The 15296-nt window shown below is 69.6% G+C and carries 15 protein-coding genes and 1 pseudogene; 3 read left to right on the top strand and 13 right to left on the bottom strand.

Features of this window, described 5'->3' with window-relative positions:
* Positions 1–2: 2 nt before the first annotated feature.
* From D4739_RS07535 to dacB, 11 genes and pseudogenes are all read right to left on the bottom strand, one after another.
* A complete protein-coding gene (locus tag D4739_RS07535; RefSeq protein WP_238473565.1) occupies positions 3–524 on the bottom strand; it encodes a DUF3180 domain-containing protein in 522 nt (173 codons plus the stop codon).
* Positions 521–1090 carry a 2-amino-4-hydroxy-6-hydroxymethyldihydropteridine diphosphokinase gene (gene folK / locus D4739_RS07530; protein ID WP_120059981.1) on the bottom strand — a complete coding sequence of 190 codons (570 nt, stop codon included), beginning with the start codon at positions 1088–1090 and terminating at the stop codon, positions 521–523. The genes D4739_RS07535 and folK overlap by 4 nt, the downstream gene beginning before the upstream one ends.
* Positions 1087–1467, bottom strand: a complete 381-nt coding sequence (folB, locus tag D4739_RS07525) for a dihydroneopterin aldolase (protein ID WP_120059980.1) — start codon at positions 1465–1467, stop codon at positions 1087–1089. Before folB ends, folK begins: the two co-directional genes overlap by 4 nt.
* Complete coding sequence (gene folP, locus D4739_RS07520; RefSeq protein WP_120059979.1) at positions 1464–2342, bottom strand: dihydropteroate synthase; 879 nt, start codon at positions 2340–2342, stop codon at positions 1464–1466. The genes folB and folP overlap by 4 nt, the downstream gene beginning before the upstream one ends.
* A 12-nt stretch (positions 2343–2354) precedes the next feature.
* On the bottom strand, positions 2355–2930 hold the full coding sequence (gene folE, locus D4739_RS07515) for a GTP cyclohydrolase I FolE (RefSeq protein WP_476638911.1): 576 nt from the start codon (positions 2928–2930) through the stop codon (positions 2355–2357).
* A pseudogene (gene ftsH, locus D4739_RS07510) lies at positions 2827–4984 on the bottom strand (ATP-dependent zinc metalloprotease FtsH); the annotation flags it as partial. The gene folE and the pseudogene ftsH, both read right to left, overlap by 104 nt.
* A 151-nt stretch (positions 4985–5135) precedes the next feature.
* On the bottom strand, positions 5136–5687 hold the full coding sequence (gene hpt, locus D4739_RS07505; protein ID WP_120059977.1) for a hypoxanthine phosphoribosyltransferase: 552 nt from the start codon (positions 5685–5687) through the stop codon (positions 5136–5138).
* Between the two features lie 110 nt (positions 5688–5797).
* A complete protein-coding gene (gene tilS, locus D4739_RS07500) occupies positions 5798–6862 on the bottom strand; it encodes a tRNA lysidine(34) synthetase TilS (RefSeq protein ID WP_120059976.1) in 1065 nt (354 codons plus the stop codon).
* A 1-nt stretch (position 6863) separates the two neighbouring features.
* Positions 6864–7949, bottom strand: coding sequence for a zinc-dependent metalloprotease (locus D4739_RS07495; RefSeq protein ID WP_338016265.1), 1086 nt, complete (start codon positions 7947–7949; stop codon positions 6864–6866).
* Positions 7950–8054: 105 nt separating this feature from the next.
* Positions 8055–8669, bottom strand: a complete 615-nt coding sequence (locus tag D4739_RS07490) for a hypothetical protein (RefSeq protein WP_120059975.1) — start codon at positions 8667–8669, stop codon at positions 8055–8057.
* Positions 8670–8767: 98 nt separating this feature from the next.
* Positions 8768–10216, bottom strand: coding sequence for a D-alanyl-D-alanine carboxypeptidase/D-alanyl-D-alanine endopeptidase (gene dacB / locus D4739_RS07485; protein ID WP_147384846.1), 1449 nt, complete (start codon positions 10214–10216; stop codon positions 8768–8770).
* Between the two features lie 162 nt (positions 10217–10378).
* On the opposite strand from dacB, the gene D4739_RS07480 reads away from it, so the two are divergent.
* Positions 10379–10867, top strand: a complete 489-nt coding sequence (locus tag D4739_RS07480; RefSeq protein ID WP_120061787.1) for an inorganic diphosphatase — start codon at positions 10379–10381, stop codon at positions 10865–10867.
* Positions 10868–10980: 113 nt separating this feature from the next.
* Here the strand turns inward: D4739_RS07480 and D4739_RS07475 are convergent, their stop codons facing one another.
* Positions 10981–11655 (bottom strand): SDR family oxidoreductase, encoded by a 675-nt coding sequence (locus D4739_RS07475; protein WP_120059973.1) that lies wholly within the window; start codon positions 11653–11655, stop codon positions 10981–10983.
* Positions 11656–11754: 99 nt separating this feature from the next.
* Between D4739_RS07475 and D4739_RS07470 the strand changes: the two genes are divergently transcribed.
* The gene (locus D4739_RS07470) at positions 11755–12477 is read left to right on the top strand and encodes a FadR/GntR family transcriptional regulator (protein WP_120059972.1); all 723 of its coding nucleotides are present in this window, start codon (positions 11755–11757) and stop codon (positions 12475–12477) included.
* Positions 12478–12479: 2 nt separating this feature from the next.
* Positions 12480–13316, top strand: a complete 837-nt coding sequence (locus D4739_RS07465) for a sterol desaturase family protein (RefSeq protein WP_120059971.1) — start codon at positions 12480–12482, stop codon at positions 13314–13316.
* A gap of 10 nt (positions 13317–13326) precedes the next feature.
* On the opposite strand, the gene D4739_RS07460 is transcribed toward D4739_RS07465, so the two are convergent.
* Positions 13327–15291 (bottom strand): acyl-CoA dehydrogenase family protein, encoded by a 1965-nt coding sequence (locus tag D4739_RS07460; protein WP_120059970.1) that lies wholly within the window; start codon positions 15289–15291, stop codon positions 13327–13329.
* Positions 15292–15296 lie beyond the last annotated feature (5 nt).

Below are 15296 nucleotides of genomic sequence, written 5' to 3'. Positions count from 1 at the left end.
CCTCAGGCTAGGTCGGCATCGTCGTCGTTACGGACGCGACACGCGCGCTCGAGCCAGATCGCCACACCAGTGATCACCAGCCCCACCAGTGCCGCGGAGGCCGCTCGGGCCATGCGTTGGTCGGCGAGCTCAGCGTCGATGCCGAGCCAGCTGACCGCATACCCGGCGTACCCGCCGGCCAGCAACGCGCCCACGACGATGCAGGACTTGGCCATCAGCAGCCGGTTGACCGCGCGGTGCGGCTCGAGCCACTGGCCACGGACCTGGAGCTCGCGCCAGGTGACCCACGCCGTGATCGCGATGACGCCGGCCACGAACACCAGGACCAGGACCTGGAGCCAGCTGACCTCAGGCGTGGTCCATCCGAGCTGGAGGGAGAGCGGGCGGATCGCCCACCCGCCGAGCAGGCCGAGGCAGCCGGCACCGACCGGAGCCGCAGCCCCGGTCGGACGGATCGACCCGTGATCGGGTCGTGGCCGCCCGGACGGCCGGTGCGGGCCACCAGGTCGGCGCTGGTGGTTCACTCGACCTCGAGAACCAGGTCCTCGCGCAGGGCGATGCCGCTGCGGTCGGTGGCCTCGAGCAGCTCCTTGACCGTGCCGACACCGGGGATCTGGGCGTCAGCCTCGATGTCGAACCACGGCTGCAGGACGAACGCCCGCTCGGCAGCGCGGGGGTGGGGAAGGCGGAGCCGGTCCTCGTGGGAGAGCCGGTCGCCGAGGACGATCAGGTCGACGTCGAGCGTGCGGGGCGCGTTGTGCGTGGCCGGGCGCTGGCGGTCATAGGCGTCCTCGATGGCGAGGGCGCGGTCGAGGAGTGTGTGCGCCGGCAGGGTGGTGTCGGCCAGCACGATCGCGTTCAGGAACGCCTCGGAGCCCTCCGGGGCATCCACGGGCTCGGTCTCGTAGACGGGCGACACAGCGGTCACCCACACGTCGGGGGTGTCCGCGAGGGTGGCGACAGCCCCCTGCAACGCAGCCAGCCGGTCGCCGAGGTTGGACCCCAGGGCGATCACAGCACGCCGGATCGGGTGCATCTCGCCGGTGAGCGTGTCTGCGTCGATGATGTAGGGGTTGGGGGTTTCGGTCACGGGACCTGGCTCCTCTTCCTGGTGATGGTGAGCGCGACGTCCGAGTACGTCGCGTCGATCGGCGCATCAGGCTTGTGCACTGTCACTGTGACCCATTCAACAGCAGCCGCCAAGAGGCAAACGCTGGCGATCCGCTGTGAAAGCGTCTCGATCAGGTCCACCGGGTCAGACTCGACCGCTTGCTTCACAGCAAGCGTGAGTGCGCCGTAGTCGACCGTATCCGCAAGGTCGTCGGAGGCCGCAGCCGGGCGGGTGTCGATGCCGAGCTCGAGGTCGATCACGAAGATCTGGCCCTCGCGTCGCTCGAAGTCGAAGACGCCGTGGTGCCCGAAGCATTCGATGCCCCGGATCTGCAGTCGGTCGAGGGATGAGCTCATGAGGGGTCTCCTGTCGTCCAGCGGGCGGCGACCCGCACTGCATCGGCACTCGCGCGCACGGCGTGCACGCGCACGCACCAGGCGCCCCGGGCCGCGGCAAGGGTGGTGGTTGCGGTCGTCGCGTCGTCGCGACCGGCCGGCGGTCGGTCGACGCCACCCTCCTCGAGGAGTACGCCGAGGAACCGCTTGCGGCTGGTGGCCACGAGCAGCGGGTGCCCGAGATCGTGGAACCGCTCGAGCTCACGAAGGAGCGCCCAGTTCTGCTCGGTCGTCTTGGCGAAGCCGATGCCGGGGTCGATCGCGATGCTGTGGGTGATGCCCGCCCGAGCCGCCTGGTGCACCCGCTCGCGAAGCGCCTCGAGCACGTCGTCGACGACGTTGCCGTAGTCCGTGTGCTGCTGCATCTCGATGCTGTGCCCGCGCCAGTGCATCAGCACACAGGGCACGTCGAGGCGCGCCAGGGTGCTCAGCATCGCGTCGTCGGCCAGCCCACCGGAGACGTCGTTGACCAGGGCTGCTCCGGCAGCGACGGCCGCCTCGGCGACCTGCGCACGCATCGTGTCCACGCTGACCGGGATGCCGGCTGCGGCGAGTCCCTCGACAACGGGTACGACGCGAGCGAGCTCCTCGTCCACCGAGGGGCGGGTGGCACCGGGACGGGTGGACTCGCCGCCCACGTCGACGACGTCGGCTCCTTCAGCGGCCAACTGCAGCCCGTGCGCCACGGCGGCCGCGGGATCGACGTACTTGCCGCCGTCGCTGAACGAGTCCGGGGTCACGTTGACGACCCCCATGACCAGCGTGCGGCCGGGCTGCGGCAACCCCTCGACGTACCGGGACGGGCCCGACGGGGCTCCGCCGACTGGACGAGACATGCGTCGGCGTGCCTAGCGCGTGCCGTGCATGATCAGGCTCATGGCCTCGTTGCGAGTTGCGGCGTTGTGCATGCTGCCGCGGATCGCCGAGGTGATGGTGCGGGCGCCGGCCTTGCGGACGCCGCGCATCGTCATGCAGAGGTGCTCGGCCTCGATCACCACGATGACGCCGCGGGCCTCGAGGATCTCCATCAACGCGTCGGCGACCTGCGTGGTCAGCCGCTCCTGCACCTGGGGTCGGCGGGCGTAGACGTCGACGAGCCGGGCCAGCTTGGACAGGCCGGTGATCTTGCCGGACTCGGCCGGGATGTAGCCGACGTGGGCGACGCCCGTGAACGGCACCAGGTGGTGCTCGCACATGGACCACAGCTCGATGTCGCGCACCAGCACCATCTCGTCGTGACCGAGGTCGAAGGTGGTGGTGAGCACCTCGGCGGGCGCCTGTCGCAGGCCCGCCGTCATCTCGGCATAGGCACGTGCAACTCGAGCGGGGGTCTCGCGCAGGCCCTCCCGGTCGGGGTCCTCGCCGATCGCGAACAGGAGCTCGCGGACTGCCGCCTCGGCCCGTGCGTGGTCGTAGGCGGGCACGTCGGAGGGGTCGCGGATCTCGTGCGCGATCGGGTCGGTCACGCTTCCTCCGGGTCCGGGGTGCCGGGGCCTTCGTCCTCGGTGACGACAGCCTGGGTCTCCTGGTCGATGCCACCGTCCACACCTGCGGTCGGGGTGCCCGACGGGGCAGCCCAGGCAACCGGCGGGATGGTCGACGGGACGCGGGTGTCGGAGCCCGTCCACGCGGGACGCACAGGACGACGGCGCAGCGGCACGAAGACCTCCGCGACCTCGGCCTTGTCGAGGGTCTCCTTCTCCATGAGGGCGATGACCAGCGCGTCGAGGACGTCGCGGTTCTCCTCGAGGATGTCGAAGGCCTCCTGGTGCGCGCCGGTGAGGAGCTTCTTGGTCTCCTCGTCGACGATCGCGGCGACGTCCTCGGAGTAGTTGCGGGTGTGGCCGATGTCGCGGCCGAGGAACGGCTCGCCGTTGCCCTCGCCCAGCTTGATCGCGCCGAGGCGCTCGGTCATGCCGTACTGCGTCACCATCGCGCGGGCCAGGCTGGTGGCCTTCTCGATGTCGTTGCCGGCGCCGGTGGTCGGGTCGTGGAAGACCATCTCCTCCGCGGCGCGGCCACCCAGCATGTAGGCGAGCTTGTCGAGCATCTCGCTGCGGGTCTGGGAGTACTTGTCGGTGTCGGGCAGCACCATCGTGTAACCCAGCGCGCGACCGCGCGGCAGGATCGTGATCTTGTGGACCGGGTCGCTGCCGGGCAGCGCTGCGGCGACGAGGGCGTGGCCGCCCTCGTGGTACGCCGTGATGAGCTTCTCCTTCTCGCTCATCAGGCGGGTGCGGCGCTGCGGGCCGGCGATCACGCGGTCGATCGCCTCGTCGAGGGTCTCGTCGTCGATCAGCTTGCCGTTCTGGCGAGCGGTGAGCAGCGCGGCCTCGTTGAGCACGTTGGCCAGGTCGGCACCCGTGAACCCCGGAGTACGACGCGCGATGCTGATCAGGTCCACGTCGGGAGCCATCGGCTTGCCGCGGCTGTGCACCTTGAGGATCTGGTGGCGACCGTTGAGGTCGGGAGCGTCGACCTGGATCTGGCGGTCGAAGCGGCCCGGGCGCAGCAGCGCCGGGTCGAGGACGTCGGGGCGGTTGGTCGCCGCGATCAGGATGACTCCGCCGCGCACGTCGAAGCCGTCCATCTCGACGAGGAGCTGGTTGAGGGTCTGCTCACGCTCGTCGTGACCGCCGCCCATGCCGGCGCCACGGTGGCGACCGACCGCGTCGATCTCGTCGATGAAGACGATGGCGGGAGCATTCTCCTTGGCCTGCTCGAAGAGGTCGCGGACGCGGCTCGCGCCGACACCCACGAACATCTCGACGAAGTCGGAGCCGGAGATCGAGTAGAACGGGACGCCGGCCTCGCCCGCGACAGCACGCGCGAGCAGGGTCTTGCCCGTGCCGGGAGGGCCGTAGAGCAGGACGCCCTTGGGGATCTTCGCGCCGACGGCCTGGAACTTGGCGGGCTCCTGGAGGAACTCCTTGATCTCGCCGAGCTCCTCGATGGCCTCCTCGCAGCCGGCGACGTCCGCGAACGTCGTCTTCGGCATGTCCTTGGAGATCAGCTTCGCCTTGGACTTGGCGAACTGCATGACGCGGCCGCCGCCACCCTGCATGTTGTTCATCAGGAAGACGAAGATCAAGATGATGATGATGAACGGGATCAGCGAGAGAAGCAGGCTGCCGATGACCGACGGCTGCGGGTTCTCGGAGTTGTAGTCCTCGATCTTCTCCGCGTTGACCTGCTCCTGGACCTTGATGATCAGGTCGTTCTGCTGGCCGTCGACCCAGTGAGTGACGACGCGCTTGCCGCCGGAGCGCTTGACGTCGTCATCGAGGGTCGCGCGGATCTCCTGGTCGCCGTCGATGAAGGTGATCTCCTTGACCTCACCAGACGTGATGAAGTCGCTCATCTGGGAGGTCTTCACCTCGTCGTACCCGCCGTTGGGGGCGAGGTACTGCAGGGCGAGCACCACGCCGACGACAGCGAGGACGATCCAGACCCAGGGGCCCTTGAGTATGCGCTTCACAGGCTTCTTTCGACGTCGAGCGTGCGGACTCCCTCACGGAATCCGACAGCGTGGCCTCGGAGTAGTCCGACGGTACACGTCAGCGGCAAGGCCCCGACAGGCGGTGAACAGGCGTTCGTCACCATCAGTTTGCGGGGCCGGTTCTGCAAGGTCAGGAGTAGACGTGCGGCGCGAGCGTGCCGATGTCGCGCAGGTTGCGGTACTTCTCCTGGTAGTCGAGGCCGTAGCCGACCACGAACTCGTTGGGGATGTCCCACCCGACGTACTTCACGTCGACCGGCATCGCCAGCGCGTCCGGCTTGCGCAGGAGAGTGGCGATCTCGACGCTCTTGGGACGGCGGCTGGTCAGGTTGGTGACCAGCCAGCTCAGCGTCAGACCGGTGTCGATGATCTCGTCCACGATCAGCACGTTGCGTCCGGAGATGTCGGCGTCGAGGTCCTTCATGATCCGCACGACGCCGCTGGACTTGGTGCCGGAGCCGTAGGAGCTCACCGCCATCCAGTCCATCTCGACGTGGCGGTTCAGGGCCCGCGAGAGGTCGGCCATGACCATGACCGCGCCCTTGAGGACGCCGACGACGAGAAGGTCCTCGCCCTCGTAGTCGGCCTCGATCTTTCGGGCCATCTCGGCCAGCTTCGCCTGGATCTGTTCCTCGGTGAAGAGGACGTTGACCAGATCGCTCTCGACGTGGGAAGCATCCATGGGGTGCAGCCTACGGGCACCCGGCCCGGGCGGTTTCACCGGTCGGCCGGTGAAACGGGCACCTGTCGTGGCGTGCACGGCACAACATGTGCCCGAATCGCGCGCGAAGTTCATCCCGCGGACGAGCCGGTACGCCGGAACGCGAGGTCGGCGCCATCCCTGTGGGCAGTGACGTGGCCGGGCAGCTGGATCTGCCGACCGCGGCCGGACCCGACCATCAGCTCCGCAACCGCGTCGATGTGGACCGCGAAGAGCTCCGCGGGCGGACACCCGGCCTCGAGCGCGGCAAGACGGGCCACCCGACCCGTGATCGCGGGGCCGTGGCCCTCCACCGCGTCGCACCTCACGCGCACTCCGAGGCCATGGGTCCACGACGCGTCGCGTCCGCGCGCGAGGTCGAAGACGTCCTCCGCGAAGTCATCGAGGAACTCCATGTCCGGCCTCAGCTGCTCGGCCGTGCGGGCGAGTGTCGCCGCGACTCCGGGTCCGAGCTCGCGCTCCAGCACCGGAAGGACGTCGTGCCGGACGCGGGCGCGAAGGAAACGTGGATCGGCGTTGTGCGGGTCGATCCAGAACTCGATGTCCTCGGCACGACAGGCGGCCTCGGTCTGCTCCCGCGACAGCTCGAGCATCGGCCGCACGAAGTGGACGCCATCCTCGGAGAACGACCGGCGCATGCCCGCGATCGAGCGCCCGCCGCTTCCCCGGGCCAGTCCGAGCAGCACCGTCTCCGCCTGGTCGTCGCGAGTGTGGCCGAGCAGCACGAGAGCAGCGCCGAAGTGCGTGGCGAGCTTGCCGAGTGCGGCGTACCTCGCTTCGCGGGCGCCCGCCTCGATGCCGCCGGCGGATGCGTCGACGTCGACCCGGATCGAGGCGGTCTCATCGACGCCCAGAGCAGCCATCTGGGCGACGACGCGGGCGGTGTGGTCCACCGATCCGTCCTGGAGTCCGTGGTCGACGACCGCACCGATCACGCTGGTCGCGGTGCGACGGGTCTCGAACACCGTCGCCGCCAGCAGCGCGAGCGAGTCCGCGCCCCCGGAGCAGGCGACCAGGACAGTCCGCGGCGCCAGTTCTGACGCTTCGGCGCGCCATTTCTGACCTCTCGGCGCGCCATTGGTGACCTCTCGGCGGACTGCGAGGCGGCACGCAGCGACCGCGGGGTGGAGGCCCATCTCAGCCGTGGACCCGGGCCACCCAGGCTGCGGGATCGTGGATCTCCGCCTTGCTGGGCAGCTCCTCCGCGGAGTTCCAGACGGCATTGAAGCCCTCCATGCCGACCTTGTCGACGACGTGCCGCACGAAGGAGGCGCCGTCGCGGTACTGCGCCATCTTGGCGTCGAGGCCCATCAGGCGGCGCAGCACGCGGTCGAGTACGCCGACTCCGGCGCGACGCTCGCTGAACTTCGCCCGGATCGCCTCCACGCTCGGGATCACCTCGGGACCGACACCGTCCATGACGACGTCCGCGTGACCTTCGAGGAGCGACATCACGCCGGTGACCCGGTCGATGATCTCGCGCTGGTCCGGGGTGCTCATCAGCTCCATGAGGCTGCCACCCTCCCCGCGCACCGCCCGGGAGACGCCCTTCAGGGTGTCGCCGAGCATGCGCTGGGGCTCGAACGTCGCCGAGAGCGCGTCGACCTGCGACCTGATGTGGTCGCGCATCCACGGCACTGCGGTGAACTGGACCCGGTGCGTCTCCTCGTGGAGGCACACCCACAGCCGGAAGTCGGAGGGATCGACCTTGAGCTCACGCTCGATGTGTACGACGTTGGGCGCGACCAGCAGCAGGCGACCGTCACCCGTGAACGGGTCGAACTGGCCGAGCACGCGCGAGCCCATGAATCCGAGCAGTACGCCGAGCTCGGTGCCAGCGATGCGACCCCCGACCATGCGCGCGGTACGGCTCGGCGCCTTCGTGCCGGCGACCTTCTCCATGATCGGCTCGAGGAGCACGGCGAAGCTCTCGGCATTGGCCTGGATCCAGCCGCCCCGGTCGACGACCAGGATCGGGGCCGTGCGCGCCTCAGCAGTCAGTCCGGTGAAGTCACGGACCAGGCCGGTGGACCGCTCGGCCCCCGCGCGCAGCTGTGCGACAGCGTCATCCGCCTCGGACCGCGTGACCACCGGGCCCTCGCCGGCAAAGCGGGTGCCCAGCCGGACGGCGTACTCCCAGTCGACCATGGAGGAGGCCGAGCTGGCACCGCCCGAGTCGCTGGCGGGCGCGTCGGCGGGCTCGTCGGCGGAGTGCTTGCTCATGCGGCGAAGAGTACGCGGGAGCAGGGAACGGCGGCCCCGGGACGGGACCGCCGTTCGCTGTGTGATGTTTCTGTGGGCATGGAGCCCTGTGCCGTGCGCCTGGCGTCAGCCGCGGCGAAGAACCGGGCCGAGGACCAGGTCGCCCGGCGTGGGGCCAGTGGCGAGCGCGTCGTCGTACCAGCCGCCGGTGGTCGGGTCCTCGATGTTGCGGAACGCGTAGGAGCCGAACCCGACCCGCACGTTGCGCGGAGCGCTCATGCACGCGCGCGGCACGCTGATCGAGACCGTGTTGGCCGTGTAGTCGATGCTGTGGCGGATGCCGGTGCAGGCGACCTTGCGGCCATCGCTGTCGCGGCTGAGCTCGCGCACGATGACGCGCCCGTTGTAGGTCGCGAGCGTCAGGTGACGGCGGATGCCCTCGTTGGTGACGTAGCGGACCTGGTGGAGACGGGTGCCGGAAGCCGTCAGGTCGCGGTAGCGGGCCCACACGTTGACGCGGCGCGCACGGTGGTCGGCGACGAAGTGGACCACGTCAGGCACGGTCTGCGCAGCGGCGACGGTCTCGGTGCAGCTGTCACCCTCGGCACTGCACTCCGTGGCTGAGGTGACATCACCTGCCGGGTCGGTGTGCGTCCAGCGCTGGGCCTGGGCGGGCGCGATGCCGGCGGCACTGAGGACGAGTGTGCCGGCGACGACGCCGAGCTTGCTGAACATGTTCATGAGTGATTCCCCCCGAATTGTGGTCCTTGACCCGCTGATCGTACGGATCGCAGGCGCCCTCCGTCCCGCACTTGCGCAACCTGCACGCGGGGACGGCGTCACGAGCAGATGCAGGCACCGAGGGTCGAGGACAGGACGTCGAGGGCATCGCGCGCGGCAAGCGTGTCCTCGAGCGGAACCTCGTCTGCCAGGAACACGAAGAACAACGTGGCGCCGTCCTGGGGGGTGGCCACCCCTGCCAGGCTGTGGACGCCCAAGAGGGTGCCGGTCTTCGCCGCGACCCGACCGCGCCCGCCGACCGGACCCTTCTCGTAGCGCTCGGCCAACGACCCGGTGAAGCCGGCGACCGGAAGAGCGGTCACCACGGTGCGCAGCTCGGGGCGTGCCGGGTCGGCGCCGAGCGCGAGCATGCCCAGGAGGGTGTCGGCGGTGAGCCGGTTGTCGTGCGACAGCCCGCTGCCGTCGAGCACCACGTCGCCGGGTTGGAACGGGTGACCGAGGCGGCTGATCACCGCACCGACACCCTGGACGCCGCCCTTGTAGGACCCGCCGAAACCTTCTGCGATGCCGACGTGGTGGGCCAGCACCTCGGCGCCGTCGTTGTCGCTGATCGCGATCACGTTGGCCACGATCTCGTCGAGCCGGGCACTGTCCACCCCGGCGACCTCGGTGGCGCCCGCAGGGGCCTGGGTACGCCGCGGGGCGCCGGTCACCCGGATACCCGAGCGCTTGAGCGCCTGCGCGAAGACCTGGGCGGCCCGCAGCGACGGGTCCTCGACGACACCGGTGCCGTCGGGCTGCGCACCCTGGTCAGCCCACAGGGCCGTGATCGGCGCAACGACGCCCTCGGCCGTGTTGCTCGCCGGCCAGCTCGGGTGCAGCCTCGGACCCGTGAACAGGCTGTCGTCGTAGCCGAGGGAGACCGTCGTCGTGCCCGCGGTCCTCAGCGCGGCCGCCGTGCTCGCCGCCAGTGTCCGGAGGTCGGCCGGCGCGGGCGTGTGGTCGTCAGGAGCGACCGGCTTCGCGGCCAGGTAGGGGTCGCCGCCACCGACCAGGACGAGCTGGCCCGGGGCTCCGCTGACCACCTTCGTGCGGAAGGTGTGGTCCGGCCCCATCTCCTCGAGCGCGGCGACCGCCGTCACCAGCTTGATCGTGGAGGCCGGCGTCGCCGCCGGGCTCCCGCCAGCCGTGCCGCCGCGGAAGATGATGCGACCGGTGGCGTCCGCGACTGCGGCCACGACGTGACGTCCGAGGTGGCGGTCACGCAGGACGGGCGACAGCACGGCCTTGATCGCCGCGGGATCGGCGGTCGTGGGGACCAGTGGATCTGCGACAGGCGAAGGGGCTGCGAAGGACGGCAGGTCGAGGCCCGCAGGAGGTGCGATGGCCTCGGGAGCACCCGCGCGCTCGCCCCATCCGAGGCGGCGCGGGACGTCGTACTGGAAGGAGCCGAAGGCGCCCAAGAGCACGACGAGAACGAGCAGGACCGGACCCCACGCCCCAGTGCGGGACAGGCGACGCGAGTGATCTGAGTCATCTCGGGGCACGAGAACGGTCCTTTCGAGTGCGCATGAGGGGCCATTGTGGGCCAAGATGTAGCGACCCCGGCGACCGCCGCCCCATTCAGAGGCGTGCAGACCACCGGGCCATCATTCCTACTTGCCGGTCGGCGACAAGCGTCGACCCGCGCACCACGTGGAGGAACAGTGCTGGAGTTCGAGGTTCTCGTCGAGATCCCCAAGGGTTCGCGGAACAAGTATGAGGTCGACCACGAGACCGGAAAGATCTACCTCGACCGGATGCTGTTCACCTCCACGGCCTACCCGGAGGACTACGGCTACGTCGTGGACACCCTCGGCGAGGACGGCGACCCGCTGGACGCGCTGGTCATCCTGGATGTCCCGACCTTCCCGGGTTGCCACATCCCGTGCCGCGCGATCGGCATGTTCCGCATGACCGATGAGGCCGGCGGCGACGACAAGCTGCTCTGCGTCCCGTCGCACGACCCGCGCATGGCGCACCTGCAGGACATCGGCGACGTGTCCGAGTTCGACCTGCTCGAGATCAAGCACTTCTTCGAGGTCTACAAGGACCTCGAGCCGGGCAAGTCGGTCGAGGGTGCTGACTGGGTCGGTCGCGAAGAGGCCGAGAAGGAGATCCTCCGGTCGATCGAGCGCGCCAAGGCCGCCGGTCACTGATCTTCGTCGTGGGGCTTTGATCCCACGACGTGTAACGCGCTGTTCTGTGCACTTCCGCCCCCGTCAAGGGCGGCGGGAGTGGCACGAACAGCGCGTTACTTGTTTGTCAGGGCTCAGATGGCGACGACGCGGGCCCGCGGGTAGGGGACGTCGGTCGTCCAGCCCTCGTCGGAGCGGGTAGCGGCAGCGAAGAGTGCGTCGGCGATCGCCTCGGGACCGAACGTCCCTTCCTTCTTCAGCGCGCCGTTGATCTGCATCGCGACCGCCCGAACGCCACGGTCCTTCATCGTCGCGTCGATGCTCCGGACGAGATTGCGCACGGCCGCCTTCTGTACGCCGAGCGACGCGGCGCCGGCGTACGGCGTGTCCGCGGCAGCGCTGCCCGTGACCAGCACGCGCGCGCCCTCGCCCATCGCAGGCGCAGCGGCCTGGAGCGCGGGAAGCAGCGCGCCCGTGCCGAGCGTGACGTCCTCGAGCAGCTCGGCGACGGTGAGCTCGAGCGGGCTCTTCTCGCGCCACGCGCTCGGGTTGAAGTGGAGGACATCCACACGGCCCTGCTTCTCGACCACGCCGTGCACCGCGGAGCGGACCGACTCCTCGCTCAGCAGGTCGACGCCGATCGCGTCCGCGGCGAAGCCCTCATCACGCAGGGTCTGCGCGAGCGGCTCGGTCTCCTCGGCAGTGCGCCCGGCAAGGACCGCGGTGTATCCGGCGGTGGCGAAGCGGCGGGCGGTGGCGAGACCGAGCCCGGGGCCAGCGCCGAGGACGAGGTAGACGGGTGCACTCATGGCGTCATCCTAGGGTCGCCAACCGCAGTGATCGGGAGTGACGCAGACAACTGGTCCAACCAGTTGACCAGTGAAGCGATCGGGCCGCACACTCGACCCATGACCAGCACCAGCTCCGGCAGCTTCACCGGCAGGCTCGACGGCGCCCCGATCCTGCGCGAGGCCGTCTCCGACCTCGTCTTCGGACGACTCGTCGACGCGATCCTGTCCGGGTCGATCGGTGCCGACGAGGCCCTCCCGTCCGAGCGCGAGCTCGCCGAGACCTTCCAGGTCAACCGGCACGCGATCCGCGAAGCCCTCAAGCGCCTGCAGCAGGCTGGGCTCGTCCGGATCAGCCAGGGCGGCAAGACCCGGGCGCTCGACTGGCGCCAGCACGCGGGCCTCGACGTCCTGTCACTGCTGGCCTCCACCGGCAGCATCCCCGCCGCCCGTGTGCTCAACGACATCCTCACCATGCGACGCTCGATCGGCTCCGACGCGGCAGCACTCTGCGCCACCCGCGCCACCTCGGCGCAGCTGGCCGCTGTCGAGGCCGCCGGCGCGGCGTACGACGGGTTCGAGGGCGACCTGGCCTTCTGGACCGCGGTCGTCGACGGGTCCGACAACCTCGCCTACCGCCTGGGGCTCAACACCCTGGTGGCCGCCTTCCTCGACCTCGGGATCGACGTGGTCGCCTCGCTCGGCCTGGACGCCGAGCTCGTCGACCCGACCGCCCACCAGGAGCTCGCCGCCGCGATCGCCGCCCGCGATCCCGAGCGCGCCCGGGCCCTCGCCCACGACCTGTTGAGCCGCATCGTCGACTCCACCGCCCCGAAGGACTGACCATGTTCGACCTCATCCGGAGTGCCATCCCGGTCTTCGTCATCTGCCTCGCGCTCGAGGCCGCGTCGTACTACTTCCTGCCCGACGAGGACGAGCTCGGCTACTCCGCGAAAGACTCGCGGACCTCGATCGCGATGGGCCTGGGCAACGTGATCGTCAACCTGGGCTGGAAGCTCGTCGTCGTCGCGGCGTACGCCGGGGCGTTCCTCCTGGCGCCGTGGCACCTGCCGGCCGACAACCCGCTGACCTGGATCGTGCTCTTCTTCGCCGACGACTTCATCTACTACTGGTACCACCGCACGCACCACACGGTCCGGGTGCTCTGGGCGTCGCACGTGGTCCACCACTCCAGCGAGTTCTACAACCTGTCGACCGCGCTGCGTCAGCCATGGACCCCGTTCAGCTCGCTGCCGTACTGGATTCCCCTTGCCCTGCTGGGATTCAGCCCCTGGATGATCCTGCTGGCGCAGTCGTGGAACCTGCTCTACCAGTTCTTCATCCACACCGAGCGGGTCGATCGCCTGTGGAAGCCGGTGGAGCTCGTGATGAACACGCCCTCCCACCACCGCGTCCACCACGGCTCGCAGTCGCAGTACCTCGACCGCAACTACGCCGGCATCCTGATCGTCTGGGACCGCCTCTTCGGCACCTTCGAGCCAGAGGGCGAGCGGGTCAAGTACGGCCTCACCACCAACATCGGCACCTACAACCCCGTGCGGGTCGCGACCCACGAGTTCGCGGCGATCGCCCACGACGTACGCCGCGCAGCGGGCTGGGGCGACAAGTGGCGCTACGCCACGAAGGGCCCCGGCTGGTCACCCGAGGCCGACCCCGCCTGAGGTCGACACGTCAACGGAGGAGCGCCTCGGAGCGCAGCAGCTCCTCCGGGATCCCGAACGCGTCGACCAGGTCGACCGCGATCGGCCGCAGCTTGCGGCACAGGTCGTTGATCTCACGGCTGATCGCCTTGCTGCGGTTGGTCGTGAGCCGGTTGTGCTCCATGAACCAGGCCCGGTCGGCCTCGATCGTGGTGAGCGCGAAGAGGTCGCAGAGCAGGCCGAGCGCGACGCGGTTGTCGCCCTGCGGCATCGCCGCGAACCGGCCGACGAAGGCATCCAGGATGAGCCGCTCGACGTGGGCGTTGGCCACCGCGATCACGTGGTCCTGCACGCGCGAGAAGACCTCGCCCGACGGCATGCCGCTGTCGATGCCGCGCTTGAGCCGCTTCGCAACTCCCGCGAGCATGTGCTCCTCGCGGAAGCGCAGCATCGAGAGCTGGTACGCCGGGGAGAGCAGGCCGGCTTCCTGGTCCCAGGAGTCATCGCCCCCGGGCAGGACGTCCTTGAGCCGTTCGAGCAGCTTGTGCGCCATGGTGCGCTCGACGACCTGCTCGACCGCCATGCCGGCGACGAACTTCACCAGCTCGAACTGGTCCATGTCCGAGAACTCGCTCGAGTAGTCGGTCAGCAGGCCCTTGGCCACCAGCTGCAGGAGGACGTGGTTGTCGCCCTCGAAGGTGGTGAAGACATCGGTGTCGGCCTTGAGCGCAGTGAAGCGGTTGGCGGCCAGATAGCCCGCGCCGCCACACGCTTCGCGGCACTCCTGGATCGTGCGGGTCGCGTGCCAGGTGCCGAGCGCCTTGATGCCGGCCGCGCGTGACTCCAGCCCCCGGCGCGTGCGCTCGTCGTCGGCACGCCCGGAGAAGACGTCGTCGAAGCGCTGGCGCAGTGAGTCCTGCGCGAAGTGGAGTGCATAGGTCCGCGCGAGCAGCGGGAAGAGTCGGCGCTGGTGCATGCCGTAGTCGAGGAGCAACTGCTCGGGCTCGCCCTCGCTGGTGGAGAACTGGCGTCGCTTCGTCGCGTAGCGGGTCGCGATCGTCAGCGCGACCTTGCTGGCGCTGATCCCGGCGCCGCCGACGCAGACCCGGCCCATGACGAGGGTGCCGAGCATCGTGAAGAAGCGCCGGTTGGGGTTCTCGATCTCGCTCGAGTAGACGCCGTCCTCGGACACGTCGGCGAACCGGTTGAGCAGGTTGGTGCGCGGCACTCGCACGTCGTCGAACCAGATACGCCCGTTGTCGACGCCGTTGAGGCCCATCTTCGGGCCACAGTCCTCGATGCGTACGCCGGGCAGCACCTTGCCCTTTGCCCGGATCGGCACGACGAGGCAGTGCACGCCGTGGTTCTGTGGCTGACCATCGGGGCTGGTGACGATGAGCTGCGCGAAGACCGTCGCCAGCTCGGCGTGCCGGGCCGCGTTGCCGATGTAGTCCTTGCGCGCCGAGTCATCGGGCGTCGAGATGATGAACTCCTGCGTCGTCGCGTCGTACGTCGCCGTGGTTCCGAGCTCCTGGACGTTGGAGCCGTGACCGGTCTCGGTCATCGCGAAGCAGCCGAGCAGGCGGGCGGCCGCCATGTCGGCCAGCCAGGCGTCATGGTGCGGCTGCGTGCCCAGGTTGAGGATCGCGCCGCCGAAGAGACCGAACTGCACGCCCGTCTTCACGAGGGCCGAGAGGTCGCCGAACGCAGTCGTCTCGAACGCGGCGACGGCCGCACCGAAGTCGCCGGAGCCGCCGTACTCCTTCGGCACGTGGTACGACGTGAGCCCGTCCTCCGCCGTGGCACGGACGACCTCGAGCACGCGGTCGCGATAGGCGTCCTTCGAGAGCTCGTCGGCCTCGGCCAACAGTCCGGAGTGCTCGATGAGCGCGCCACGCACCCGGTCCCGGACGATGGCGTGCTCGCCGTCGAGGAGACGGGTGAGGGCGGGGACGTTGACGACGGGCTGCACGTAGCCGTTCTCATCGGGTGCCATGTGCG

It is taken from the genome of Nocardioides cavernaquae, from assembly GCF_003600895.1.
Taxonomy (GTDB): domain Bacteria; phylum Actinomycetota; class Actinomycetes; order Propionibacteriales; family Nocardioidaceae; genus Nocardioides; species Nocardioides cavernaquae.
Note: the sequence above shows the minus strand (reverse complement) of the source record. Positions and strands in the feature narration are given on the sequence as shown.